The 23,238-nt window shown below is 72.2% G+C and carries 21 protein-coding genes, 1 tRNA gene and 4 pseudogenes; 7 read left to right on the plus strand and 19 right to left on the minus strand.

Annotated features, from left to right (window positions below):
* The first annotated feature begins 126 nt into the window (after positions 1–126).
* Complete coding sequence (locus QUE51_RS02865) at positions 127–1,344, plus strand: winged helix-turn-helix domain-containing protein (protein WP_286278107.1); 1,218 nt, start codon at positions 127–129, stop codon at positions 1,342–1,344.
* Between the two features lie 92 nt (positions 1,345–1,436).
* Here the strand turns inward: QUE51_RS02865 and QUE51_RS02870 are convergent, their stop codons facing one another.
* The 6 genes from QUE51_RS02870 to QUE51_RS02890 all read right to left on the minus strand — a co-directional run bounded on the left by QUE51_RS02870 (position 1,437) and on the right by QUE51_RS02890 (position 6,231).
* Positions 1,437–2,324 carry a M48 family metalloprotease gene (locus QUE51_RS02870; RefSeq protein WP_286278108.1) on the minus strand — a complete coding sequence of 296 codons (888 nt, stop codon included), beginning with the start codon at positions 2,322–2,324 and terminating at the stop codon, positions 1,437–1,439.
* Positions 2,325–2,356: 32 nt separating this feature from the next.
* Positions 2,357–2,923, minus strand: a complete 567-nt coding sequence (locus QUE51_RS02875; RefSeq protein ID WP_286278109.1) for a LemA family protein — start codon at positions 2,921–2,923, stop codon at positions 2,357–2,359.
* A gap of 532 nt (positions 2,924–3,455) precedes the next feature.
* Positions 3,456–3,529: transfer RNA gene (locus QUE51_RS02880), tRNA-Leu, on the minus strand.
* 4 nt (positions 3,530–3,533) lie between these two features.
* Complete coding sequence (locus tag QUE51_RS02885; RefSeq protein WP_286278110.1) at positions 3,534–4,955, minus strand: NAD(P)/FAD-dependent oxidoreductase; 1,422 nt, start codon at positions 4,953–4,955, stop codon at positions 3,534–3,536.
* A gap of 53 nt (positions 4,956–5,008) precedes the next feature.
* Positions 5,009–5,326, minus strand: coding sequence for a hypothetical protein (locus QUE51_RS17755; protein ID WP_350226708.1), 318 nt, complete (start codon positions 5,324–5,326; stop codon positions 5,009–5,011).
* Positions 5,323–6,231 (minus strand): S8 family peptidase, encoded by a 909-nt coding sequence (locus QUE51_RS02890; protein ID WP_350226709.1) that lies wholly within the window; start codon positions 6,229–6,231, stop codon positions 5,323–5,325. The genes QUE51_RS17755 and QUE51_RS02890 overlap by 4 nt, the downstream gene beginning before the upstream one ends.
* A gap of 89 nt (positions 6,232–6,320) precedes the next feature.
* On the opposite strand from QUE51_RS02890, the gene QUE51_RS02895 reads away from it, so the two are divergent.
* Positions 6,321–7,481 carry an epoxide hydrolase family protein gene (locus tag QUE51_RS02895; RefSeq protein ID WP_286278111.1) on the plus strand — a complete coding sequence of 387 codons (1,161 nt, stop codon included), beginning with the start codon at positions 6,321–6,323 and terminating at the stop codon, positions 7,479–7,481.
* 8 nt (positions 7,482–7,489) lie between these two features.
* On the opposite strand, the gene QUE51_RS02900 is transcribed toward QUE51_RS02895, so the two are convergent.
* The 3 genes from QUE51_RS02900 to eno are packed head-to-tail and all read right to left on the minus strand — an operon-like array spanning position 7,490 to position 9,748.
* Positions 7,490–7,978, minus strand: coding sequence for a DUF501 domain-containing protein (locus tag QUE51_RS02900; protein ID WP_286278112.1), 489 nt, complete (start codon positions 7,976–7,978; stop codon positions 7,490–7,492).
* The gene (locus tag QUE51_RS02905) at positions 7,975–8,445 is read right to left on the minus strand and encodes a septum formation initiator family protein (protein WP_286278113.1); all 471 of its coding nucleotides are present in this window, start codon (positions 8,443–8,445) and stop codon (positions 7,975–7,977) included. The genes QUE51_RS02900 and QUE51_RS02905 overlap by 4 nt, the downstream gene beginning before the upstream one ends.
* 22 nt (positions 8,446–8,467) lie before the next feature.
* A complete protein-coding gene (gene eno / locus QUE51_RS02910) occupies positions 8,468–9,748 on the minus strand; it encodes a phosphopyruvate hydratase (protein ID WP_286278114.1) in 1,281 nt (426 codons plus the stop codon).
* A 95-nt stretch (positions 9,749–9,843) separates the two neighbouring features.
* On the opposite strand from eno, the gene QUE51_RS02915 reads away from it, so the two are divergent.
* Positions 9,844–10,242, plus strand: a complete 399-nt coding sequence (locus tag QUE51_RS02915; RefSeq protein WP_286278115.1) for an MmcQ/YjbR family DNA-binding protein — start codon at positions 9,844–9,846, stop codon at positions 10,240–10,242.
* A 19-nt stretch (positions 10,243–10,261) separates the two neighbouring features.
* On the opposite strand, the gene QUE51_RS02920 is transcribed toward QUE51_RS02915, so the two are convergent.
* The 6 genes from QUE51_RS02920 to QUE51_RS02945 all read right to left on the minus strand — a co-directional run bounded on the left by QUE51_RS02920 (position 10,262) and on the right by QUE51_RS02945 (position 14,809).
* A complete protein-coding gene (locus tag QUE51_RS02920; protein ID WP_286278116.1) occupies positions 10,262–10,663 on the minus strand; it encodes an ACT domain-containing protein in 402 nt (133 codons plus the stop codon).
* The gene (gene hisS / locus QUE51_RS02925) at positions 10,660–11,913 is read right to left on the minus strand and encodes a histidine--tRNA ligase (RefSeq protein WP_286278117.1); all 1,254 of its coding nucleotides are present in this window, start codon (positions 11,911–11,913) and stop codon (positions 10,660–10,662) included. The genes QUE51_RS02920 and hisS overlap by 4 nt, the downstream gene beginning before the upstream one ends.
* A 167-nt stretch (positions 11,914–12,080) precedes the next feature.
* The gene (locus tag QUE51_RS02930) at positions 12,081–12,731 is read right to left on the minus strand and encodes a nucleoside triphosphate pyrophosphohydrolase (protein ID WP_350226710.1); all 651 of its coding nucleotides are present in this window, start codon (positions 12,729–12,731) and stop codon (positions 12,081–12,083) included.
* Between the two features lie 105 nt (positions 12,732–12,836).
* A complete protein-coding gene (locus QUE51_RS02935) occupies positions 12,837–13,334 on the minus strand; it encodes a GNAT family N-acetyltransferase (RefSeq protein ID WP_286278118.1) in 498 nt (165 codons plus the stop codon).
* 112 nt (positions 13,335–13,446) lie between these two features.
* Positions 13,447–14,016, minus strand: a complete 570-nt coding sequence (locus QUE51_RS02940) for a TetR-like C-terminal domain-containing protein (protein WP_286278119.1) — start codon at positions 14,014–14,016, stop codon at positions 13,447–13,449.
* Positions 14,009–14,809, minus strand: a complete 801-nt coding sequence (locus QUE51_RS02945) for an alpha/beta fold hydrolase (protein ID WP_286278120.1) — start codon at positions 14,807–14,809, stop codon at positions 14,009–14,011. Before QUE51_RS02945 ends, QUE51_RS02940 begins: the two co-directional genes overlap by 8 nt.
* 103 nt (positions 14,810–14,912) lie before the next feature.
* On the opposite strand from QUE51_RS02945, the pseudogene QUE51_RS17760 reads away from it, so the two are divergent.
* Together QUE51_RS17760 and QUE51_RS17765 are read left to right on the plus strand one after the other, a co-directional pair.
* Positions 14,913–15,592, plus strand: a pseudogene (locus QUE51_RS17760) (Na+/H+ antiporter NhaA); the annotation flags it as partial.
* Between the two features lie 103 nt (positions 15,593–15,695).
* Positions 15,696–16,085 (plus strand): annotated as a pseudogene (locus QUE51_RS17765) (Na+/H+ antiporter NhaA); the annotation flags it as partial.
* Here the strand turns inward: QUE51_RS17765 and mfd are convergent.
* Positions 16,018–19,579 (minus strand): annotated as a pseudogene (gene mfd, locus QUE51_RS02955) (transcription-repair coupling factor). The pseudogenes QUE51_RS17765 and mfd overlap by 68 nt on opposite strands.
* A gap of 181 nt (positions 19,580–19,760) precedes the next feature.
* Here mfd and QUE51_RS02960 point away from each other — a divergent pair.
* Positions 19,761–20,354, plus strand: a complete 594-nt coding sequence (locus tag QUE51_RS02960) for a helix-turn-helix domain-containing protein (protein WP_286278121.1) — start codon at positions 19,761–19,763, stop codon at positions 20,352–20,354.
* A gap of 248 nt (positions 20,355–20,602) precedes the next feature.
* Positions 20,603–21,112: pseudogene (locus QUE51_RS02965) on the plus strand (EamA family transporter); the annotation flags it as partial.
* Between the two features lie 205 nt (positions 21,113–21,317).
* Here the strand turns inward: QUE51_RS02965 and pth are convergent.
* From pth to QUE51_RS02980, 3 genes are all read right to left on the minus strand, one after another.
* Positions 21,318–21,896, minus strand: a complete 579-nt coding sequence (gene pth / locus QUE51_RS02970) for an aminoacyl-tRNA hydrolase (protein ID WP_286278122.1) — start codon at positions 21,894–21,896, stop codon at positions 21,318–21,320.
* A 7-nt stretch (positions 21,897–21,903) separates the two neighbouring features.
* The gene (locus QUE51_RS02975; protein WP_286278123.1) at positions 21,904–22,512 is read right to left on the minus strand and encodes a 50S ribosomal protein L25/general stress protein Ctc; all 609 of its coding nucleotides are present in this window, start codon (positions 22,510–22,512) and stop codon (positions 21,904–21,906) included.
* A gap of 162 nt (positions 22,513–22,674) precedes the next feature.
* Positions 22,675–23,190 (minus strand): gluconokinase, encoded by a 516-nt coding sequence (locus QUE51_RS02980; RefSeq protein ID WP_286278124.1) that lies wholly within the window; start codon positions 23,188–23,190, stop codon positions 22,675–22,677.
* Between the last annotated feature and the right edge of the window lie 48 nt (positions 23,191–23,238).

A 23,238-nucleotide genomic window follows, 5' to 3' on the forward strand; every position in this document is an offset into this window, starting at 1 on the left:
CGGAGGAGCCGCGCTTGCGTCCGAGTGCCATCGGCCCAGTCTATTGACGGCGTCACGCCCCAGGACGGGCTTGCGCGGCGCCCCCAGGCGTGCGGCGGTGTCGGCGGCCGCCGCTAGGGTCGACGCGTGGTCGAGTCGTTGAGTGCCGCCCAGGCCCGTCGCGTCGCCCTCGCGGCACAGGGCATCGGCCGGCCGAAGCCCGACGCGGTCGGCACCCGTCAGCTCAACTCCCTCGTCGCCCGGCTGGGGCTGCTCCAGATCGACTCCGTCAACGTCTTCGAGCGCAGCCACTACCTGCCCGTCTTCGCCCGGCTCGGCGCCTATGACCGCGCGCTCCTCGATCGGCTGCTGTTCGCTTCGCGCGGCCCGTACATCGAGTATCTGGCCCACGTCGCCTGCTTCATTCCCGTCGAGGCATGGTCCCTGTTCCGCTGGCGCATGGACGCGTACCGCGAGAAGCACGCGACCAAGCCCTGGGTCCAGGCCAACGGGGCGATGCTCGACTGGCTGCGGGCGGAGCTCGCCGAGAAGGGCCCGCTGGCGGCCAGCGAGATCGAGCACGACGCCAACGTGCGCCGTGGTCCCTGGTGGGGCTGGTCGGATGTGAAGGAGGGGCTCGAGTACCTCTTCTGGTGGGGCGAGGTCGTGACCGCCGGGCGATCCCGGTTCGAGCGCCGGTACGCCCTCGCCGAGCAGGTGCTGCCGCGCTCCGTGCTGGACGCGGAGGTGCCGAAGGCGGAGGCGTACCGGGAGCTCCTCCGTCGTGCCGCGCGCGCCCATGGCGTCGGCACGGCCCGGGACCTCGCCGACTACTACCGGCTCGTCGGCCCCGAGGTGGGCGCGGCCCTGCGCGACCTCGAGGACGAGGGCGAGCTCGTTCCGGTGACGGTCGAGGGATGGAAGCGGGACGGCCGGCCGCTTCGCGCCTGGCGGCACCGCGACGCCCGGGTCCCACGGCGGGTGGACAGCGCGGCACTGCTGTCGCCGTTCGACCCCGTCGTGTGGGAGCGCAGCCGCACGGAGCGACTCTTCGGCTTCCACTACCGCATCGAGATCTACACGCCCGCTCCCCAGCGCCGCTTCGGCTACTACGTTCTCCCCGTCCTGGTCGACGACGAGCTGGTGGGCCGGCTCGACCTGAAGAGCGATCGCCAGGCGGGAGTGCTGAGGGTGCAGGCCGCGTGGTCCGAGGAGGGCCGGGCTGAGGCACACGTCGAGCGGATCGCGGCGCTCCTGCACGATGCGGCCGCCTGGCAGGGGCTCGACTCCGTCGCCGTCGAGCCGCGCGGCACGCTCTCCCCGGCCCTGTCCTCCGCGCTGGCGCGCGGCGAGAGCGTCGCCTGACCGCATCCCTCGGGCTGACCGCATCGTTTTGGACAAACCGCAACGGCAGACCGATGCGGATCGTCCGAAACGATGCGGATAGTCCTGCGCGGCTAGAAGCTGCCGCCCATCCGCTCCAGCCGGGCGACGCGCTCCGCGATCGGCGGGTGGGTGCTGAAGAGGCGCTCGAGGGCGCCCGGCTTGAGCGGGTCCGCGATCCACAGGTGCGCCATCGAGGAGTTCTGCCGGCGGAGCGGCCGGCCGTAGGCCTCCAGCTTCTCGAGGGCGCTGGCGAGCGCATCCGGGTGACGGGTCGTCAGCGCCCCCGGCGCGTCGGCGAGGTACTCCCGCTGCCGGGAGATCGCGAGCTGCACCAGGGTCGCGACGATCGGCGCCACGATGAGCGCGACCAGGCCGAACACCAGCACGACAGGGTTGCCGTTGTTGCCCCGGCCCCGTCCCCCGAAGAACGCGATGCGCAGCAGGATGTCGGAGAGGATCCCCACCGCGACGACGAGCCCGTAGACCACGAGCGAGACCCGGATGTCGTAGTTCCGGACGTGCCCCATCTCGTGCGCCATGACGCCCTCGAGCTCCGCGTCATCCAGCAGGTCGAGGATGCCGGTCGTCGCCGCCACGATGGCGTGCTCCGGGTCGCGGCCGGTGGCGAATGCGTTGGGCGCGGGGTCCGGGACGATGTACACCTTCGGCATCGGCGTCCCGGTGGTGATCGAGAGGTTCTCGACGATGCGCCACAGCCGCGGGTTGTCCGACTTCTGGATCGGCACGGCGCCCGCCATCGCGACGGCCTGGCGGCCGGCGAGGAAGTACTGCATCACCGCGTAGAGGATCGCCCCGGCGAGGACGAGGACCGCGATCGTGTAGTCGCCCGGCCGCCCGTAGGCGTAGTTCGCGAGGAGCCCCAGGCCCCCGATCAGGACCAGGAAGAACAGGAGGATGAAGACCGTGTTGCGCTTGTTCCGCGCGATCGCCCGGTACACGCTCGGCTACCGGCCGCGCGCGCCGCGGGTGGTCAGAACTGCACCCGCGGCGGCTCGGCGATCGCTGCGGGCTCCGTGACCTCGAAGAACTCGCGGCTCGTGAAGCCGAGCGAGCGGGCGAACAGGTTGTTCGGGAAGATGCGGATCTTGGTGTTCAGCTCCCGGACGCCGCCGTTGTAGAAGCGGCGGGACGCCTGGATCTTGTCCTCGGTGTCCACGAGCTCGCTCTGCAGCTGCAGGAAGTTCTGGCTGGCCTGCAGCTGGGGGTACGCCTCCGCGACGGCGAAGATGCTCTTCAGAGCGGCCTGCATGTGGTTCTCGGCTGCGGAGGCCTCGGCAGGGCTGCCTGCGCTCAGGGTCTCGGCGCGCGCGCGTGTGACGTCCTCGAAGACGGTGCGCTCGTGGGTGGCGTATCCCTTCACCGACTCGATGAGGTTCGGGATGAGGTCGGCTCGCCGTTTGAGCTGGACGGTGATGTCGCTCCAGGCCTCGTCCACGCGCACGCCGAGGCTGACCAGCGAGTTGTACGTGGCCCAGAGGTAGATGCCGACGATGAGGAGAAGGGCGACCACGATGAGAATCGGGATCAGGAATTCCATGCGGCAACTATAGCGACGCCACCCCGAGGTCACACCGGACTCCCAGGCCGCGCGGAGAAAGCCTCAGCATCGCTCGTGCCGCGGTCGAAAGGGCGGATCCAGCACCTGAGCCTCGGCGTCCCGCTGCTGATTTCGAGACGCCCGCTTCGCGGGCTCCTCAATCAGCGGGTGTCCCACCGCTACCTGGGATCGAGCACTATCCACCGATGATTGAGGAGCGGGCGAAGCCCGCGTCTCGAAATCAGGCCCGCTGATTCGGCCCGAACCCGTGCGTCCCGCTGCTGATTTCGAGACACCCGCTTCGCGGGCTCCTCAATCAGCGGGGGTCCCGCCGCTCCCTGGGATCGCGCACGATCTACCGATGATTGAGGAGCGGGCGAAGCCCGCGTCTCGAAATCAGGCCCGCTGATTCGGCCCGAACCCGTGCGAAACGCTGCTGATTTCGAGACGCCCGCTTCGCGGGCTCCTCAATCCAGCCGGTGGCGCGCACACACGAAGAAGGCGACCGCCCTGCGGACGGTCGCCTTCTTCGTACCCCCGGTGGGGTTCGAACCCACACTGGGGCGATTTTAAGTCGCCTGCCTCTGCCGGTTGGGCTACGGGGGCGGAACTACTTCCCCTGGCTGGGGCTCGCATAGACGGGCGCCGAGAGGCCCTCGCCACCGGGCAGCTTGTCCTTCTTGGTGTCGGTCGCGGCCGCCGATTCCTGGGCAGCCGGCTTCGGCCGCGAGGCGAAGCGCTCGAAGAACTCGCGTGGCTGGTCCAGGTTCTCGATCGGGGCGATGTCGCGGCCGAGCACGAAGGAGAGCACCCAGTTCGCGATGACGCGGATCTTGCGCTCCCACGTCGGGATCGCGAGCCCGTGGTAGCCGCGGTGCATCAGCCAGGCGATCGGCCCGGTGATGCCGATCTTGCCGGACTGGAACGCGCCGTGGCCGGGGCCGAGACCCGCGACGGCGCCGAGGTTCTCGTGCCGGTAGTCCTGCGGCTGCTCGCCGCGGAGCACCGCTGCGATGTTCTTCGCGAGCTGCTTGCCCTGGCGGACGGCGTGCTGGGCGTTCGGCACGCAGAATCCGCCGACGCCGCCGCCGGTGAGGTCCGGGACGGCGGAGACGTCGCCGGCGCCCCACGCGCCCTCGACGATGCCGTCGGGGCCCTCGACGCGGAGGTCGGCGCGCACCTGGAGGCGACCGCGCTGCTCGACGGGGAGATCGGTGTTCTTGAGCATCGGCGAGGCCATGACGCCCGCCGTCCAGACGATGACGTCCGACTCGAGCGACTCGCCGGTCGAGAGCTGGCAGACGCCGCCGACCGCGGACTGCAGCTGGGTGTCGAGGTGCACGTAGGCGCCGCGCTCGGCCAGGTTCTTGAGCACCTTGTGGCTCGTCTGGAGCGACACCTCGGGCATGATGCGGCCCATGGCCTCGATGAGGTGGAAGTGCGTGTCCTCGAACGTGAGCTGCGGGTAGAACTTCAGCAGCGCGCTCGCGAGCGAGCGCATCTCGGCGAAGACCTCGATGCCCGCGAAGCCGCCGCCGACGACGATGAACGTGAGCAGGCGATCGCGCTCCGGTCCGGGAGGCATCGTCGCGGCCTTGTCGAAGTTGGTCATGATCCGGTCGCGGATCTCCACGGCCTCCTCGATCGCCTTGAGGCCGATCGCCTCATCGGCGACGCCCGGGATCGGGAAGGTGCGGCTGACCGAGCCGGCGGTCACGACGATGATGTCGTAGGTGATGTCCCACGGGTCGCCGACCTCGGGCGTGATGGTCGCGGTGCGGGCGGCGTGGTTGATCTGGGTCACGCGCGCGGTGATCACCGTGCTGCGCTTGAGGTGCCGGCGCTGCGAGACGATCGCGTGCCGCGGCTCCACGTTGCCGCCGACCACCTCGGGCAGGAACGGCTGATAGGTGAGGTACGGCAGAGGATCGACGACGACGATCTCCGCCTCGCCCCGGCGGAGCTGCTTCTCGAGCTTCCACGCTGTGTAGAAGCCGGCGTAGCCGCCGCCGACGATGAGGATTCTGGGCACCGGTCTGCTCTCTCCTGGGTCGTTCGCCACCTGAAACGATCGCAACCAGGCTACTACCTGCGGTCGGTGCGCCTTGCCGCCCGCACCGTGCCGGTGACGGCCGCGGCGAGCAGCAGGCCGAACCCCAGGTAGAGCCCGAGCGGCAGGATCGCGTCGGTGAGGAGCGAGGTGCGGGGCAGCGCCTGGCGCAGCCAGACCGGCAGCAGGCTGAGAGGATCGACCGGCCGGCGGGGCGCCGGAGCCACCGGTTCCGCGTCGGCAGTGGTCGTGGGGGCCGGTGTGGTGGCAGGCCGGTAGAGCTCGATCCACCGCTTGAGGTCGTACGGCACCGCGAGCGGATTGGCGTCCACGTGGGGCACGTCGGCGGTCACGGCGGCCGCCGCGTCCACGAGTCCGTACCCGTAGATGGGTCCCGGAACGGGGGCGTCGCGGGGGTCGCCGTGCGGATGAGACGGTTGATGACGTCGTTCGCATCGAGCTCGGGATGCGCGGAGCGGATGAGCGCGACGACGCCGGCGACGAGCGGCGCGGCCCCGCTCGTCCCCGACCAGTAGACGGGCGTCCCCTCGGGGGTGATGCCGACGAGCTCCTCGCTCGGTGCCGCCACGGCGATGGTGATGCCCTGGCTGGAGGCGTCGAAGCTCGCGTCGCCGTCCCGGTCGAGCCCGGCCACCGCGACCACGCCCGGGATGGTCGCGGGCGCACCCACCTCGACGGTGCCGGAGCCGCGGTTGCCCGCCGCCGCGACCACGACGACGTCGTGCTCGAAGGCGTAGAGGAAGGCGTCGTCCCAGCTGGCCGGCCAATCGAGCGTGTTCGTCGTCAGCGACATGTTGATGACGTCCGCGCCGTTGTCCACCGACCAGCGCACGGCGCGGGCGATCTGGTCCTCGACGTCCTGGTCGCCGGAGCCGAACGCGACCGAGACGGAGAGCAGGTTCGCCTCGGGCGCGACCCCGACCATCCCCTGCCCCGCCGCAGTGCCGCGACCGGCCACCATCGTGCCGACCAGGGTGCCGTGCTCCTCGCCCTCGCCGACCGGCGTGCGGCCGTCGGCACTGCCCTCGCCGGACTCGTCGGTTCCCCCGACGACGGCGCCCGCCAGCTCGGGGATGTCGGCGACCCCGGAGTCGATGACCGCGACGGTGACGCCCGCCCCGCGCGTGACGTCCCAGGCGTCCGTGATGCCGTAGTCGTCGAGCCAGTACTCGAGGTCCCGCACCGTGTCGGCGTGCGCGGGCGCCGCACCTGCAGCGACGAGGGCGAGGGCGGTCACCCCGGTGAGAATCGCCCGTCCCCGCACCTGTTCATCTTGACGCCTGTTGCGCGCTGACACGCGCACCGCGCCCGGTCCACACTGTCGGAATGGACAAGCCCGCCGGCGCCGTGGACCCGTTCACGGCCAGGATCTCCGAAGACGCCGTCGTCGACCTGCGGAACCGCCTCGCCCGCGCTCGGTGGGCCGACGAGGAGACCGTGGAGGACTGGTCGCAGGGGGTCCCGCTCCGCTGGCTGCGCTCCCTGTGCGAGTACTGGCGCACCGAGTACGACATGGAACGGGTCCCCCGTCGTCTCAACAGCGTTCCGCAGCTGCGCGTGCGCGTGGAAGGGCTGCGCCTGCACGTGGTGCACGCGCCGTCCCCGCACCCGGGAGCGCTTCCCCTGCTACTCGCGCACGGCTGGCCGGGATCCGTCCTCGAGTTCCTGCCGCTCGTCGACGCCCTCACTGATCCCGTGCGGCATGGCGGATCCCCGGACGACGCATTCTCCGTCGTGATCCCCTCCCTGCCCGGATACGGCTTCAGTGACAAGCCGCGCACGTCCGGCTGGGGCGTCGAGCGGATAGCCCGGGCCTTCTCGGAGCTCATGGCGACGCTCGGCTACGACCGCTACGGAGCGGCGGGCAGCGACTGGGGCACCAGCGTCAGCACGCTCCTGGGCGTCCAGGATCCCGCCGCGGTCGGCATCCACCTGATCCCTCCCCTCGCCGGGCCGCTTCCGGGCGCCGCGCAGACCCCGTCGGAGCGGGCGGCGCAGGAGGAGCGGCGCGAGCGCGCCGAGGACGGGGGCGGCTACTCGGCGATCCAGGGGACGCGCCCGCAGACCATCGGCTACTCCCTGGTCGACTCGCCGGTCGGGCTCTGCGCCTGGATCGCCGAGAAGTACTGGGCGTGGACGGACCACGCGGGCGACCTCGGTGCGGTGCTGTCCCGGGACGAGCTGCTCGACACCGTGAGCCTGTACTGGTTCACGGGCACGGGTGCCTCCGCCGCGCGGCTGTATTGGGAGAGCATCGCCACTGTCGGGCGCTGGATCAGCGAGCCGCCGGACGAGCCCGTGCGCGTGCCGGCGGGCGCCTCGGTGTTCGGGCGCGAGGTGCCCCGCCCCTCACGCCGCCAGGCGGAGGCACGTTTCACCGACCTCCGCTACTGGAGCGAGCACGAGCACGGAGGGCACTTCGCGGCGATCGAGGCGCCGGACCTGCTCGTCGAGGACCTCAGGGCCTTCTTCCGCACGGTCCGGTGACCGAGCCGTCAGGCGTCCGGGCTCCACGACGCGCGCTCGAGCGCGATGTCCCCGATCGGGTTGACCCCGGGACCGGCGGCAAGGGAGTGCGCGGCCAGCGCGTGCAGGCACTTGACGCGGGTGGGCATGCCGCCTGCGCTGACGCCGGCGAGCTCGGGCACAACCGCGATGCTCTCGCGGTCCGCCAGGTACGCCTCGTGCGCGGCGCGGTAGCGGGCGCGCAGGTCCTCGTCCTGCTCGAGCAGGTCGTTGAGCTCGCGCATGACGCCGTCCGCCTCGAGCTGCGAGATCGCGGCCGTCGCGCCGGGGTGGCTGAGGTAGTACAAGGTCGGGAACGGCGTGCCGTCGGAGAGGCGCGGCGCGGTCGCGACCACGGTGGGCTCTCCGGATGCGGTGCGCGCGGCGATGCCCAGCACGTCGCGCGCGGGCCGGCCGAGCTGCTCCGACACCCGGCTGATGTCCTCGGAGGTGGGCGGAGCGAAGGGCGGTGTGGTCATCGGCCGTCGACGGGCGCGTCGCTGAGGCCCGCCGCGAAGTACGAGGACAGGAGGGAGGCGGCCCAGTCGACGTGGGTCTCCTCGAGACCGGTGCTGGCCGGCTGCGGATCCCCGGCGGCGCCCGCTCCCGCGTCGTCGATGATCAGGTAGGGGTACTCCCCCGGCATCACGTAGAAGAGCCGGTCGCGGGCCTGCGCCTTGATGTACGCCGGGTCGCTCCACCGCGCGCGCTGCTCCTGCAGGTCCTGCACCGTGTCCTTCTGCGCCGCGATGCTCGCCTGCAGGTCCGCGATCTCCTGCCGCTGCTCGATCAGCACGCGGAGCCCGGGCGCGAGCACCACGATCGAGAGGACGACGAGGGCGAGCACGAGCACGCCGAAGCCGGACAGCCGGATGCCCCGGAGCCACGACTGGGTCGTGGTCTCCTCGGGCAGTGCGACCGGGACGACTCGCGTGCGCTGGGGCACCGGTCTCCTTCCTCGGCAGGCGTCAGTCGGTGTAGCGGGGGAACGCGGACCGCCCGGCGTAGACCGCCTGGGCGTCGAGCTCCTCCTCGATCCTCAGCAGCTCATTGTATTTGGCGACCCGCTCGCTCCGGGCAGGCGCACCGGTCTTGATCTGCCCGGCGTTCGTCGCGACGGCCAGGTGGGCGATCGTCGTGTCCTCGGTCTCGCCGGAGCGGTGGGACAGGATCGCGGAGTAGCCGCTGCGGTGGGCGAGGGAGACGGCGTCGAGCGTCTCGGTCAGGGTGCCGATCTGGTTCACCTTGACGAGGATCGAGTTGCCGACGCGCTCGGCGATGCCGCGCGAGAGCCGGGTGGGGTTCGTGACGAAGAGGTCGTCGCCGACGATCTGCACCTTGGAGCCGAGCTCGGCGGTGAGGGCCGCGTAGCCCTCCCAGTCGTCCTCCGCCAGCGGGTCCTCGATGGTGACGAGCGGGTAGGCGCCGACGAGCTCGGTGAAGTAGGCGGTCATCTCGGCGGACGACAGCTCGCGTCCCTCGAAGCGGTAGGAGCCGCCCTCGAAGAACTCGGTGCTCGCGACGTCGAGGCCGAGCGCGATGTCGCGCCCAGGGGTGAAGCCCGCCTTCTCGATGGCCACGAGGAGGAGGTCGAGCGCGTGCCGGTTGCTCGGCAGCTCGGGAGCGAAGCCGCCCTCGTCGCCGAGGCCGGTCGCGAGGCCCTGCGCCTTGAGCTCGCTCTTCAGTGCGTGGTAGGTCTCGACGCCCCAGCGGAGACCCTCCGAGAAGGTGTCCGCCCCCTGCGGGACGAGGAAGAACTCCTGGATGTCGACGCCGGTGTCCGCGTGCGCGCCACCGTTGATCACGTTGAGCTGCGGGACGGGCAGCACGTGCGCGTTCGGGCCGCCGAGGTAGCGGAAGAGGGGGAGGTCGGAGGAGTCCGCTGCGGCCTTCGCGACCGCGAGGCTGACGCCGAGGATGGAGTTCGCCCCGAGGCGCTGCTTGTTGTCCGTGCCGTCGAGCTCGATCATGGTCGCGTCGATGAGGCGCTGATCGGTCGCGTCGATGCCCTCGATGGCCGGCCCGATCTCGTCGAGGACCGCGTCGACCGCCTTGAGGACGCCCTTGCCGCCATAGCGGCCCTTGTCGCCGTCGCGCAGCTCGTAGGCCTCGAAGGCGCCGGTGGACGCGCCCGACGGAACGGCGGCGCGCGAGACGGTGCCGTCCTCGAGGAGGACCTCCACCTCGATGGTCGGGTTTCCTCGGGAGTCGAGGATCTCGCGGGCTCCAACGGCGTCGATGCTGGCCACGGTGGCTCCTTCTTGTCGAACGGTGCTGGCGGTCGCCCGCCCGACACAGCAGTCTAGTGAGGGCGCCGGGCCCACCCCGCGCGGAGGGAGCTGGCGTGGAGCACCCGCGGATGTTCGACGAGGACGACCCGCTGCTCGCCCGGGTGCGGGAGATCTGCCTCGCCCTGCCCGAAGCGGAGGAGGGCATCTCGTTCGGGCGCCCCTGGTTCCGCACGAGGACCGCCTTCGCCGTGTACGGCGGCGGCACGAAGGGGCCCGAGAAGCTCTTCCACTCGCAGGCCGTGCTCCTGCTGCCGGACGTCGACACCCGGCTCGCCCTGCTCGAGGACCCGCGCTGCTTCGTGCCGGGCTATCTGGGACCCAAGGGCTGGATGGGGATCGACCTCACCGCGGGCGGCGGCGCCGATTGGTCCGAGGTGGCGGAGCTCGTCGACGAGTCCTACCGGAACACGGCTCCGCGGCGCCTCGTCGCGGAGCTCGACGCCCGGGGCTGACGCCCGTCCGCGGCCGTGCTCACGCGTCGGCGAGCCGTCGCAGCGCCTCGATCGCATCGTCCGCCCGCTCGATCGGGACGAGGAGGTGGTCGTGGTGGTACCCCGCGAGCAGGTTGCACGGGATCCCCACCTGGGCGAGCGCTGCGCTCACGGCCGCCGCCATCCCGACCGCCTCGAGCGAGGAGTGCACGGTCAGCGTCACCCACGCCGCCACAAAGTCGTAGGCGATCCCCCGGTCGTCGGCATCCAGCCGGCGGAGCACCAGGGAGACGCCCTCGTCCTCGCGGATCGCCGCCTCCGCGAGGTCCCGCAGCTCAGGGCCCGCGAGGACCGGCGGAAGCGACACGAGGACGTAGGGATCCGGGCGGCGCACCGGCTCCAGCGAGCGGAGCAGCTCGGCGAGGTCGGTGATCCCGGTCACAGGTCGAGGGGCCGCTGCTCGCCCAGCACGCCGTCGGCGCCGAGGGTCGCGAACGAGCTGTAGCCCGCGGCGGCGGCCGCGCCGAGGATCCCCTTGAGGTTGCGGGGACGGCGCTCCATCCGCACGCGCGGCGCGGACTCGAGCAGTGTGCGCTTCGCCGCGAGCACCTGCTCTGGGGCGGCCGCGGGATCGTGCACGAGCACCACTCCGCCCCGCCCCTCGTCGGCGTCGACCGGCAGGAGGTCGAGGATCCGCTCGAAACCGATCGAGAAGCCGACGGCGGGCACATCGACGCCGAGGAAGCGGCCGATCATGCCGTCGTAGCGGCCGCCGCCGGCCACCGAGCTGCCCGAGCCGGGGTGCGCGATCTCGAAGATCGTGCCGGTGTAGTACCCCATCCCGCGCACGAGCGTGGGGTCGAAGACGAGCTCCACCTCGGGCAGGGCGGCCCGCAGCGCGAGCAGGTGCTCGTAGGCCGGCACGTCGAGCCACGCAGGCGCGCCGTCCGGGCCGTCGAAGAGGTCCCACCCGGCGGCGCCCAGGGCGTGCAGCGAGTCCGCGATGCTGTCCGTCGGCAGGCCGAGCTCGCCGAGCTCCGCGACGACTCCGTCGACGCCCACCTTGTCGAGCTTGTCGATCGTGATGAGGGCACGCTCGCCGAAGTGCTCCTCGACGCCCCACGACGCGAGGAGGCGGGTGAGGATGCGGCGGTCGTTGATCCGGACTGTGGTCCCGCTGAGGCCGAGAGCGTCCAGGGCGGCGGTCGTCGCGCTGATGAGCTCGAGCTCGGCCAGCGGGCCCCGCTCGCCGAGGATGTCGATGTCGCACTGCACGAACTGGCGGTAGCGGCCCTTCTGCGGCCGCTCGGCCCGCCACACCGGACCGGTCTGGAGGGACCGGAACACGGTCGGCAGCTCCCCGCGGTGCGACGCGTAGAAGCGGGCGAGGGGAACGGTCAGGTCGAAGCGCAGGCCGAGGTCGGCGAGGCGCAGGGCGTCGCTCGCCTCAGCCGCGTCCGCGAGGTCCTCCTCGCTCAGGCCGCGCTTGAGGATGCTGTAGGCGAGCTTCTCGTTGTCCCCGCCCATTCCCGAGTGCAGCCGGGCGAAGTCCTCGACGACGGGCGTCTCGATCTCGTCGAACCCGTGCCGGGCGTAGACCTCCTTGATCGTCCCGAGGGCGCGCTCGCGGCGGGCCTTCTCGGCGGGCAGGAAGTCGCGCATGCCGCGCGGCGGATTGACGGGGGAAGCCACGCCCCCATCCTGCCAGCCGCTCTGGGACCGCTGCGCTGGCGCGGGTCAGCGCCTTCGTGCGTCGGTTCCTCTCACCGATGATCGAGGAGCCCGCGAAGCGGGCATCTCGGAATCAGGCCTTCCCCCGCGAGGAGGGGCCTGATTTCGAGACGAGCCTGCGGCGCTCCTCAATCATCGGGGTGGGCGGGTCGAGTGTCCGTCTCCCCCGCGCGGATCTCCGCCTCGAGGCCGCGGAGCGTCGTCCGAAGGGCGCGCTCGGCGTCGAGGCCCCGGCCCCGCGCGGCGAGGACCAGCGCGAGCAGCAGCGGGCCGAGCTCGTCCTCGGTCTCGAAGGGCGCAGGCGGCACCGCGTCCGCCGCTACGACGCCCGCGTGCTGCGCACGGCCGAGGACCTTGTCGGCACGGGCGAGTGCGGACAGGCCGGTCGGGATGCCGTCCAGGATGCTCGTGCGCGACGACTTCTCCTGCGCCTTCACCTCGCGCCACTGCTGCTCGATCTCCTCCGGCGTCGCGGCCGTCGAGTCGCCGAAGACGTGGGGATGCCGGCGGCGCATCTTCTCCGCGGTGGCCGCCGCGACGTCGTCGAGGTCGAACCCCTCCTCCGCGGCGGCGATGTCGGCGTGGAACACCACTTGGTAGAGCACGTCGCCGAGCTCCTCGCGCAGGCCCTCGACGTCATCCGCCTCGATTGCGTCGACGAGCTCCGCGCTCTCCTCGAGCAGGTACGGCACGAGCGAGCGGTGCGTCTGCTCCCGGTCCCACGCGCACTCGGCGCGCAGACGCCGCATCACGGAGACGAGTTCCTCGAGGCCGGCCACTCCCCCATCCTCTCCCGCGCCTGGACGGCGCGGGTCGTGCGGACAGTTCGCGCCCGGGTGCGGGGGTGCAGATGTCCGCAGGGCCCGCGCGGGCGCCGCTGCGGGTCAGGAGACGGGAGCAGCCAGGAGCGCGACCGTGTAGGCGCCGCCCTTGGTGTCCTGCTGGCCGATGCGCCGGAAGCCCATCCGCTCGTGGAAGGCGAGCGACTGCGGGTTCGGCGGCTGCAGGTTCACCTCGCAGGTCACCTCGGCCCGTCCGTCCTGCTTCGCGCGCTCGAACACCGCGGTGTAGAGCGCGCGTCCCACGCCGCCGCCACGGAACTCGTCGTCGATCACGATGCGGTCGATGTACAGCGAGGGCACCCCGCGGCTCTCGAAGAACCGGTAGTTCTCGCTCTCGTACTGGGCGCCGGGGTCGACGGCGAGGAGGAAGCCCACGACCGCGTGCCCGGCGACGGCGACCAGCGCGAGGCTCGTGTGCGCGACCAGCTCGGCCAGCTCCGCCGCGTCGACGTTCGGCACGGCGGGATACGCCGCGTTGTTCAGGTCGATCACGCGGCCGTGATCGGCGGGGGTGAGTGGGCGGAGGGTCACGGAGGGCACCCGTCCGACCCTACCCAGGCCGGAGGGACTCGCGGCCCTGTCCGATTGCGGGCCGATTCGGCGCATCCGGGGCCGAATCGGCGGCCCGGAATGTCCGAATCGGCCCGTGCGGCTACTCGCCGGGCCAGGCCGTGAGGGCGGCGTCGAACGCCGCCACCATCTGATCGAAGGACGCGTCGATGCGGCGGGGCATCCCGAATCCGCCGTTCTGCTCGAGCAGGACGAAGCCGTGAAGCATCGCGCGCAGGGCGCGGGTGGCGTCGACCGCGTCGTCCCCGCCGAGCCCGTAGCCGCGCAGCGCGGCGAACACCACTCCCGTCGCCCGCTCCGCGACGGCGCGATGGCGTTCATCACCGGCGTGCGGGGGGATCTGGGTGAGCGCGTAGGCGCCAGGACGCTCGCGGGCGTAGTCCCGGTAGGCCGCGGCGAGCGCCTCGAGCGCGGCGCGTCCCGACCGCCCGGCGACCGCCTCGGTCAGCCGATCGCCGAGCTCGGCGGTCGCCTCGATAGCGATGCGCCGGCGCAGGTCGGCGAGCGAGTCCACGTGCTTGTACAGGCTCGGCAGGGCGACCCCGAGGCGCGCGGCGAGCGCGGCGAGCGTGAGACGGTCCGCGCCGACCTCGTCCACGAGCACTCCGGCCCGCTCGACGACGACCGCCGGGGAGAGCCCGGCCCTAGGCACTCGCGGCCACCCGCCGGGCGAACTCGAGCACGGCCGGATTCACCTGGTCGGGAGCCTGCACCATCGGATAGTGCCCCACCCCGTCGACGACGAGCACGTCGGCGCGCAGCTGTTCGCCGATCCAGGCCGCCTCCGCGGCCGGGTCCTTCCAGTCCCCGTCCGCGGAGCCCATCACGACGAGCGCGGGTGCGGTGACCCGTGGGAGCGCCGCCTCCGCGGGCGCGTGCGTCGTGCGGGTCGTGTGAACGAAGGAGCGCCAGTGCCGGCGCACGCTCGCGAGCATGGCTCGCTCCTGCTCGGCGTAATCGGCGGGCTTCGTGCCGGGCAGGAGCGAGCGGTAGTAGCTCCGCCACACCGCGGGCCCCCACGGGCGGAGCAGCGCGAGGCGCATCAGGAGTCCGAGTGCCCGGCTGCCGGAGGGATCGCGGACGAAGGGGCCGAGCAGCACGAGTGCGCTCACGAGCTCGGGGCGGGCGGCGGCCGCGATCACGGCGGCGCCGGCGGCCATCGAGCTGCCGACCAGGATCGCGGGCCCTCCGAGCTCCTGGACGACCGCGAGGAGGTCCCGCGCGGCCGCCTCGTCGTCGAAGGAGGCGAAGTCGTCGTCGCTGTCGCCGTGGCCGCGGAGGTCCACGGCCGCGACGCGGTAGCCGGCCTCGACGAGAGCGGGGACGAGGAAGCGGTACGCGCTGCGGAGATCCCCCATGCCGGGCATGCAGACGACGAGGGGTCCCTCGCCGGTGAGCTCGACGGCGACCCGGCCGCCCTCGGTGCGAATGTGGCTAAGTGTCATAGCCGTAAAGCTAGTGCGGTTAGCCAGGGTCGTCAAGAAGCTAATCTGGACGAGGAGCGCCGGGAAGTCTGGTCGGCACGACATCGTCGACCCTGGAGGCTCCATGCACGTCTTCCGCTTCGAGCGGTACGCCGCCGCAACGCTGCTGGCCGCGGCCGCGCTCGCGCTGCTGCTCGCCAATCTGCCCGTCGGCCCCTCCGTGCTCGCCTTGCGGGACAGCCACCTCCCGATCCTCGGGATCGACCTGTCGGTCGGCCACTGGATCAGCGACGGGCTCCTCGCCGTCTTCTTCTTCCTCGTGGCGATCGAGCTGCGGCACGAGGTCACTCACGGGGAGCTCGCGTCGCCCTCGAAGGCGCTCGTGCCCGCGATCGCCGCGGCCGGCGGCGTGGTCGTCCCCGCCCTGCTCTATCTCCTGCTCACCGCCGGCAGCGGCTACTCACGCGGGTGGCCGATCCCGACCGCCACCGACATCGCCTTCGCACTGGGCGTGCTGGCGATCTTCGGCCGCGGCCTCCCTCCCGTCTTCGCGCGTTCCTGCTCGCCCTCGCCGTGCTCGACGACCTCGTCGCGATCGTGATCATCGCCGTGTTCTTCGCGCACGAGCCGGATCTGCTGATGCTGGCGGGCGGGGCCGTGACCGTCGCCGCCTTCGGACTGCTGAGCATGGCGCTGCGCTCGCGCGCGACGGGGGCCGGCCGGGTCGCCCTCGTCGTAGTGCTGGTGGTGCTCGCGATCGCGGCCTGGTACTTCGTGCTCCGCTCGGGCGTGCACGCGACGATCGCGGGCGTGGCCCTGGGGCTCGTGATGAGCTCCTCCCCGCACACCGAACCCGCGCAGCACTGGAGCCGTACTCGAACGGCGTGGTGCTGCCCTCTTCGCCTTCTCGGCCGCGCTGGTGGCGATCCCCGCCGTCGACCCGGGCCAGCTGAGCGCGCCGTTCTGGGGCATCCTCGTCGCCCTCCCGGTCGGCAAGCTCGCCGGGATCGCGCTGGCCGGGGGCCTCGCCGTGCGCATCGCCCATCGCCGAGGGAGCCGCGTGCTGGAGGAGGAGATCGTCGTCATCGCGGCCCTCGGCGGAATCGGCTTCACGGTGTCGCTGCTCATGAACGAGCTGGCGTTCGCGGGGTCGGCCGAGGTCGCCGACGAGGGCACGCTGGCCGTCCTGCTCGGCTCGGCGGTCTCGATCGCCGCGTCGGCGGTCCTCGTCAGCGCGGCGTCGCGGCGGGCTCGGTCGCGAAGATCGCCTGAAGCAGCTCCGCCACCCACGCGATGAGCTCCGGGTCCTCCGGCTGCCGCCCGTCGACGCCGGGCAGCGGCACGAGCAGCGCACTGGCCTGAGGCAGCACGCGCGAGCGCGGGTACATCCGCTGCAGGCGCACCTGCCGGGAGTCGGGCAGGTCGGCTGGCGCGATGCGGAGGTTCTGGCCGAGCACGACCACCTCGGAGAGCCCGGCGCGCTGCGCGGTGCGCCGCAGCCGGGACACCGCGAGGAGGTTCTGCACCTCGGCCGGCGGCTCGCCGTACCGGTCGGTGAGCTCCTCGCGCACCGAGTCGAGCGCATCGTCGGCCGCATTGGGCCCGCTGGCCGCGGACAGCTTCTGGTACGCCTCGAGGCGCAGGCGCTCGCTGTCGACGTACGTCTCGGGGATGCGCGCATCGACCGGCAGCTCGAGCCGCAGCTCGGTCTGCCCCTCGGCGACCTCGCCGCGGAAGGTGCTGACGGCCTCGCCGATCATCCGCAGGTACAGGTCGAAGCCCACGCCGGCGATGTGGCCGGACTGCTCGCCGCCGAGCAGGTTGCCGGCGCCGCGGATCTCCAGATCCTTGAGCGCGACCTGCATGCCTGAGCCGAGGTCGTTGTTCGCGGCGATCGTCGAGAGCCGGTCGTGCGCGGTCTCGGAGAGCGGCTTCGTCTCGTCCCAGAGGAAGTAGGCGTAGGCCCGCTCCCGGCCGCGGCCCACTCGTCCGCGCAGCTGGTGCAGCTGGCTCAGGCCGTACTTGTCCGCCCGGTCGATGATGAGCGTGTTGGCGTTCGGGATGTCGAGGCCGGTCTCGATGATCGTCGTCGAGACGAGCACGTCGAACTTCCGCTCCCAGAAGTCCACGATGACCTGCTCGAGCGCGTGCTCGGGCATCCGGCCGTGCGCGACCGCGATGCGCGCCTCGGGCACGAGCTCGGCGAGCTGCGCCGCGACCCGGTTGATGCTCGAGACGCGGTTGTGCACGTAGAAGATCTGGCCCTCGCGCAGCAGCTCCCGCCGGATCGCGGCGCCCACCTGCTTGTCGGAGTACGGGCCCACGAAGGTGAGGATCGGATGCCGGTCCTCCGGCGGGGTCGCGAGCGTCGACATCTCGCGGATGCCGGTGACCGCCATCTCCAGCGTGCGCGGGATCGGGGTCGCGCTCATCGCGAGAATGTCGACGTTGGTCTTGAGCTTCGTCAGCGCATCCTTGTGCTCGACGCCGAAGCGCTGCTCCTCGTCGATGATGACGAGCCCGAGATCCTTGAAGGAGATGCCGTCGGTGAGGAGCCGGTGCGTGCCGATCACGACGTCCACGGTGCCGTCGCCGATCCCCTTGATGATCTCCTTCGACTCCGCCGCCGTCTGGAAGCGGCTGAGCGGCCGAACCTGGATCGGGAACCCGGCGAAGCGCTCGGTGAAGGTCTCCAGGTGCTGGCGCACGAGCAGCGTCGTCGGCACGAGCATCACGACCTGCTTGCCGTCCTGCACCGCCTTGAAGGCGGCCCGCACGGCGACCTCGGTCTTGCCGAAGCCGACGTCGCCCGCGATGAGGCGGTCCATCGGGATGGGCCGCTCCATGTCGGCCTTGACCTCGTCGATCGTCGTCAGCTGGTCGGGCGTCTCCGCGAAGGGGAACGCCTCCTCGAGCTCGCGCTGCCACGGCGTGTCCGGCGGGAAGGCGTGCCCCTTGGAGGCCATGCGCGCCGAGTAGAGCTTGACGAGCTCGACGGCGATGTCGCGGACCGCCTTGCGCGCCCGCCCCTTTGCCGCGGCCCAGTCCGAGCCGCCCATCTTGCTCAGCTGAGGCGCCTCGCCGCCGACGTACCGCGTGAGCAGGTCGAGCTGGTCCGTGGGCACGTACAGCTTGTCGCCCGGATAGCCGCGCTTCGAGGGCGCGTACTCGATGAGGAGGAACTCGCGGCTCGTCTTCACCGCGTTGCGGCCGCCCGTGCTCACCTCCCGGGACACGAGCTCGACGAAGCGCCCGATGCCGTGGGTCTCGTGCACGACGTAGTCGCCGGCCTTCAGAGCGAGCGGGTCCACGACGTTCTTGCGCCGGCTCGCGAGCTTTTTCACCTGGCGGGAGTCGTAGCCGGAGGCGCGGCCGAAGAACTCCCGCTCGCTGACGAGGGCGAGCTTGGCGTCCTCCTGCTCGAAGCCGGTGTCGATGCCCGCCTGAACGAGGTAGGCGACCCCGGGCTCGGGGTTCTCGGGGAACTCGTCGACGAGGCGACCAGCGAGCTCGCGCTCCGCGAGCACGTCGCGGCTGCGCTCGAGCAGGCCGGTGCCCGCCGCGGCGACCGCGAGCGACCAGCCGGCGCCGAGCCGGGCGGCGACGTGGTCGAGCGCCGTGCCCCCTGCGCGACGGGGACCGCCTCGCCGCGCACCCGGACGTAGCCGTCCTCCTCGCGCCCGCCCTCGTCGTCGGGACCGGTCTGGAACGACGTGAAGGTCCACCAGGGCCGGCCGTCGGCCGTCTCGCGCAGGGCGTTGAGCGTGAGGAAGTCACCGGCGGCGAGGTCGATGGGCGCCTGCGCGCCCGCCGTCGCCGCGCTCCAGGCGGCCGTCAGGAACTCGCGGTTCGTCTCCGCGAGGTCGACGGCTCGGCTCGCGACCCGCTCGGGCGAGATCACGGCGACCGCGGCATCCTTCGGCAGGAACGCGGTGACGGGCACGAGCCGGTCGACCAGGGCGGGCGTCAGCGACTCCATGCCCTCGACCGGGATGCCTTCCGCGATCTTCGCGAGCATCCCGGAGAGGCTGGGGAACTCGTGGACCATCTCCGCGGCGCGCTGCCGGACCGCGGGCCCGAGGAGGAGCTCGCGGCTCGCGGGCAGCTCGACCGTGCGCACCTCGTCGGGCAGCGACCGCTGGTCGGCGACGGAGAACATCCGCATGGCGTCGACCTCGTCGCCGAAGAAGTCCACCCGCACGGGATGCTCGGCGGTCGGCGGGAAGACGTCGAGGATGCCGCCGCGCACGGCGTACTCGCCGCGGCGCGTGACCATGTCGACCCGCGCGTACGCGAGGTGCGGGAGCCGCTCGGTCAGCTCGGTGAGGCCGACGCCGCGGCCGCCGAGCGTGAGGGTGACGGGCTCGAGGTCCGCGAGGTCGCTCGCGAGGGGCTGAAGCGCGGCGCGCACGGCGCCGACCACGATGAGGGGCCGCTCCCCCGTCCAGCCGCGCAGCCGTCGGAGGGCGTGGATGCGCTTGCCGACCGTCTCGGCGCTGGGGCTGAGCCGCTCGTGCGGGAGCGTCTCCCAGGCCGGGAACTCGAGGATCTCCGCGGCAGGCACGAGCGCGGCGAGCGCGGTGCGGAGGGCCTCGGCCTCACGGCCCGTCGGCGTGATGGCGAACAGCGCCGACGCGCTGCCGGCCTCGGCCCGCGCGTCGAGCAGAGCGGCGAGGAGCGCCGGCTGAAGGCCTGCCGTGACGGAGAAGTCGGTGTCTCGGGGGCCCAGCGGAGGGCATCGGCGAAGGAGGGAGAGCGCGTCAGGGCGCGCGTCATCCCATGCAAACTCACTCGAAGGATTGTACGCGGGCCCTCCGACGCCGATCCCCGGTCCGCCGTGGGCGGACGCCCCCGCCCGACTGCGGCGAGATGGCACTCGTTGTCCATTCAGGGCCGAGGTGGCAGCAATAACTGCCACCTCGGCGGACGAGAGAAGCTTCGGGGTGCACGATGAGTGCAGTATGGTGCACTCATGCAAGAGAGTGCCGTGGAGCTCGCTGCCGCAATCGGAGGGCGGGTCCGTCAGGAGCGCCAGGCCCGAGCGTGGACGCTGGACCAGCTCGCCGAGGTCGCCGGCGTCAGTCGCCGGATGATCGTGAGCATCGAGCAGGGCGCGACCAATCCGAGCGTGGGCACGCTCCTCCGAATCAGCGATGCGCTCGGCGTCGGCCTGCCGTCCCTCGTGGCGCCCGCGGAGATGAAGCCGGTCCGGGTGATCCGCAGCGGCGAAGGCGCGACCCTGTGGAGCAGCACGGGTGGCGGGCGCGGCGTCCTGCTCGCCGGCACGGAGTCGCCGGACGTGCTCGAGCTCTGGGAGTGGACGCTCGCGCCCGGAGACGAGAAGCCCAGCGACGCCCACTCCCCTCGCACCAAGGAGATCCTGCACGTGCACGAGGGGTCGCTCGCCGTCCAGGTGGGCGGGCAGGCGTACCTGCTCGGCGCCGGGGACGCGCTCTCGTTCTCGGGCGACGTTCCGCATGCCTACGCGAACCCGGGCAACAGCGCCGTGCGGTTCACCATGGCGATCCTCGAGCCGGGCGTCGGATCGGCGGCCGGCCTCCCATGACCGCCGCGACACCGGCGCGCGCCCTTCCCGTTCCGCCCTGGGCGCTCGCGGTCACCGCGATGCTCTCCGTGCAGCTCGGCTCGGCCCTCTCGGTCAACCTCATCGGCCAGGTGGGCGCGGCCGGGACCGCCTGGCTGCGCCTCACGATGGGCGCGCTGCTCCTCATCGCGATCGGCCGGCCCCGACTCCGGAGCCTTCGCCGCCGCGACGCTCCCGCTCTGCTCGGCCTGGGCGTGGCGACGGGGCTGATGACCGTCGCGTTCCTCTCGGCGGTCGAGCGCATCCCCCTCGGCACGGCCGTGGCCATCGAGTTCCTCGGCCCGCTGACCGTGGCCGCCCTCCGCAGCCACAGCGCGAAGGCCCTGCTGTGGCCGGGCCTCGCCCTGGCAGGCGTCGTCCTGCTCACCGAGCCCTGGCAGGGCGTCGTCGACCCGCTCGGGATCCTGTTCGCCGTCCTGGCGGGGGCCGGCTGGGGCGTCTACATCCTGCTCACCCAGCGGGTCGGCGACCGTTTCACGGGCGTCAGCGCCCTGGCTCTCACCATCCCGGTGGCAGCGGCGACGGCGGCTCTCATCGGCGTCCCGCAGGCGGCCGGCCATCTGTCGCTCGGCGTCCTCGCCGCCGCCGCGGGCCTCGCGATCCTGCTGCCGGTTCTGCCGTTCTCCCTGGAGATGCTCGCCCTGCGGCATCTGACGCCGGCCGCGTTCGGGACACTGATGGCCCTGGAGCCCGCCATCGGCGTGCTGCTCGGCCTTCTCGTGCTGCACCAGACGCCGGCGCCGCTGCAGGTCGTGGGCATCCTGCTGGTCGTGCTCGCGGGCGCGGCGGCGCAGCGCGGCGGGCGGCGGAAGCCTCCCCGCACGTCACTCCCCGTCGGAGCTCGACCTCCTGGGGTAGCCGGCCGAGGTGGCACTTGTTGCTCTTTCCGGCGCGAGGTGGCAGCAACAACTGCCACCTCGACCGTCAGGAGGTGTGGAACTTCAGCTGGGCCGCCGCTAGCCCCTCCGCCGCGATCTGCTGCACCGCGTCGGCGGCGTCCTCCAGGAGGTTCGGCAGCGTCTCGCGCTCGGTCGAGCCGAAATCCTTGAGCACGAAGTCCGCGGCCGGCATCCGTCCGGGCGGGCGGCCGATCCCGACGCGCACTCGCGTGAAGTCGCCCGTGCCGACCGCCGCGATGATGTCGCGGATGCCGTTGTGGCCGCCGTGGCCGCCGCCGCGCTTCAGCCGGACGGTGTCATACGGGATGTCGAGCTCGTCGTGCACGACGATCAGCCGATCGGGCTCCAGCGAGTAGAACCCGAGCAGCTCGGCGACCGGCCCGCCGGACACGTTCATGAACGTGTTCGGCTTGGCCAGGACGAGCCGCGGTCCCGCGGGGTAGCTGCGCCCCTCGGCGACCGCGGCATTCGTCCTGTGCGTCTTGAACCGCGCATCGATGCGGTCGGCGAGGGTGGCGAGCACCATCTGCCCGACGTTGTGCCGGTTGCCGGAGTACCCGGCGCCCGGGTTCCCCAGACCGACGACGAGCCAGGGATCGTCCACGGACGGGTCAGCCGTTGTCGGCCGCCGTGTCGGCATCCGCGGCGGGCTCGGGGGCGGCCTCGGCCGACTCGCCCAGGTCCTGCTCCTGCGAGGCGCCGATGGCGATGACGAGCGTCTCGGGGGCGGAGACCAGCACGGAGCCCTGCGGCAGGGTCACCTCGGCGGCGGTGATGTGCGTGCCCTCGCCCAGGCCCTCGACGCTGACCGTGAGGCGCTCGGGGATGTGCGTGGCCTCCGCCTCGATCGTGAGGGTCGCGGCGTCCTGCGCGACGGTGAGGCCCGCCTGGGGCTCGCCCTCGACGTGCACCGCGATCTCGACCTGGACGCGCTCGCCGCTGCGGATGAGCACGAGATCGAGGTGCTCGATGATCTGGCGCACCGGGTCCTTCTGCACGTCCTTGACCAGGGCGAGCTGGGTGGTGCCGGCGATGTCCAGCTCGAGCACCGCGTTGGAGCGGCGCAGGATGAGGGACACCTCGTGCCCGGGCAGCGACACGTGCTGCGGCTCGCTGCCGTGGCCGTACAGGACGGCGGGGATCTTCCCGGCGGCGCGCAGCTTGCGCGCTGCGCCCTTGCCGAAGCTCTCGCGGACCTCGGCCTTGATCTGGTCGGCCATTGTGCTCTCCTCGCGGGCCGCCAGGGCCCAGTCTCAGTGGGGCCGAGATGGCCCGTGTGTGTCGTTCAACTCGAGCGCGCAGCGCGTGAGGAAGAGCCGCAGCCATCCACCGCGTCGATCACGGATGCGGAAGCATCCCTCGCCGAAGTCCAGTGGGCGAGTTTAGCGCACCCGCGGGAGGGCGGCGACCGCGGCATCCACGGCCGCCTGCGGGCTCAGCGCGATGTCGACGACGACGCCCGCCTCGTCCGGCTCGAGGGGCTCGAGCGTGGCGAGCTGGGAGTCGAGCAGAGTGGGCGGCATGAAGTGCCCCTCCCGCCGGCCGAGGCGGCTCTCGAGAAGCTCGCGGCTGCCGTGCAGGTGCACGAAGAAGACGGGACCGGCGGCGGCCTCGCGCAGCGCGTCCCGGTAGATGCGGCGCAGCGCGGAGCAGGCGACGACCACCGAGCGCCCCGCGTCCGTCTCCGCCTTCATGGCGGCGCCGACCGTCGCCAGCCACGGCCGGCGGTCCGCGTCCGTGAGCGGGATCCCGGCGTGCATCTTGGCCTTGTGCTCGGGAGTGTGGAGGTCGTCGGCGTCGAGGAAGTCGACCTGCAGCTCCTGGGCGAGCAGCTCGCCCACGGTCGACTTGCCGCAGCCCGAGACGCCCATCACGACGAGAGCGAGCGGCTGGGGCACGGGTCAAGCGTAGCGATCCGTGCAGGGCGGGCCGGGGCGGCCGGGGCC

Origin of the sequence: Naasia aerilata (assembly GCF_030296595.1) — a bacterium.
GTDB lineage: Bacteria > Actinomycetota > Actinomycetes > Actinomycetales > Microbacteriaceae > Naasia > Naasia aerilata.

Excerpts from the sequence above, each read along its gene's own strand:
- QUE51_RS02875 (WP_286278109.1), bottom strand. The coding sequence starts at position 2,923 with ATGGAATTCCTGATCCCGATTCTCATCGTGGTCGCCCTTCTCCTCATC.
- QUE51_RS02895 (WP_286278111.1), top strand. The coding sequence starts at position 6,321 with ATGGACAAGCCCGCCGGCGCCGTGGACCCGTTCACGGCCAGGATCTCC.
- QUE51_RS02900 (WP_286278112.1), bottom strand. The coding sequence starts at position 7,978 with ATGACCACACCGCCCTTCGCTCCGCCCACCTCCGAGGACATCAGCCGG.
- QUE51_RS02945 (WP_286278120.1), bottom strand. The coding sequence starts at position 14,809 with ATGACACTTAGCCACATTCGCACCGAGGGCGGCCGGGTCGCCGTCGAG.
- QUE51_RS02960 (WP_286278121.1), top strand. The coding sequence starts at position 19,761 with ATGCAAGAGAGTGCCGTGGAGCTCGCTGCCGCAATCGGAGGGCGGGTC.
- QUE51_RS02975 (WP_286278123.1), bottom strand. The coding sequence starts at position 22,512 with ATGGCCGACCAGATCAAGGCCGAGGTCCGCGAGAGCTTCGGCAAGGGC.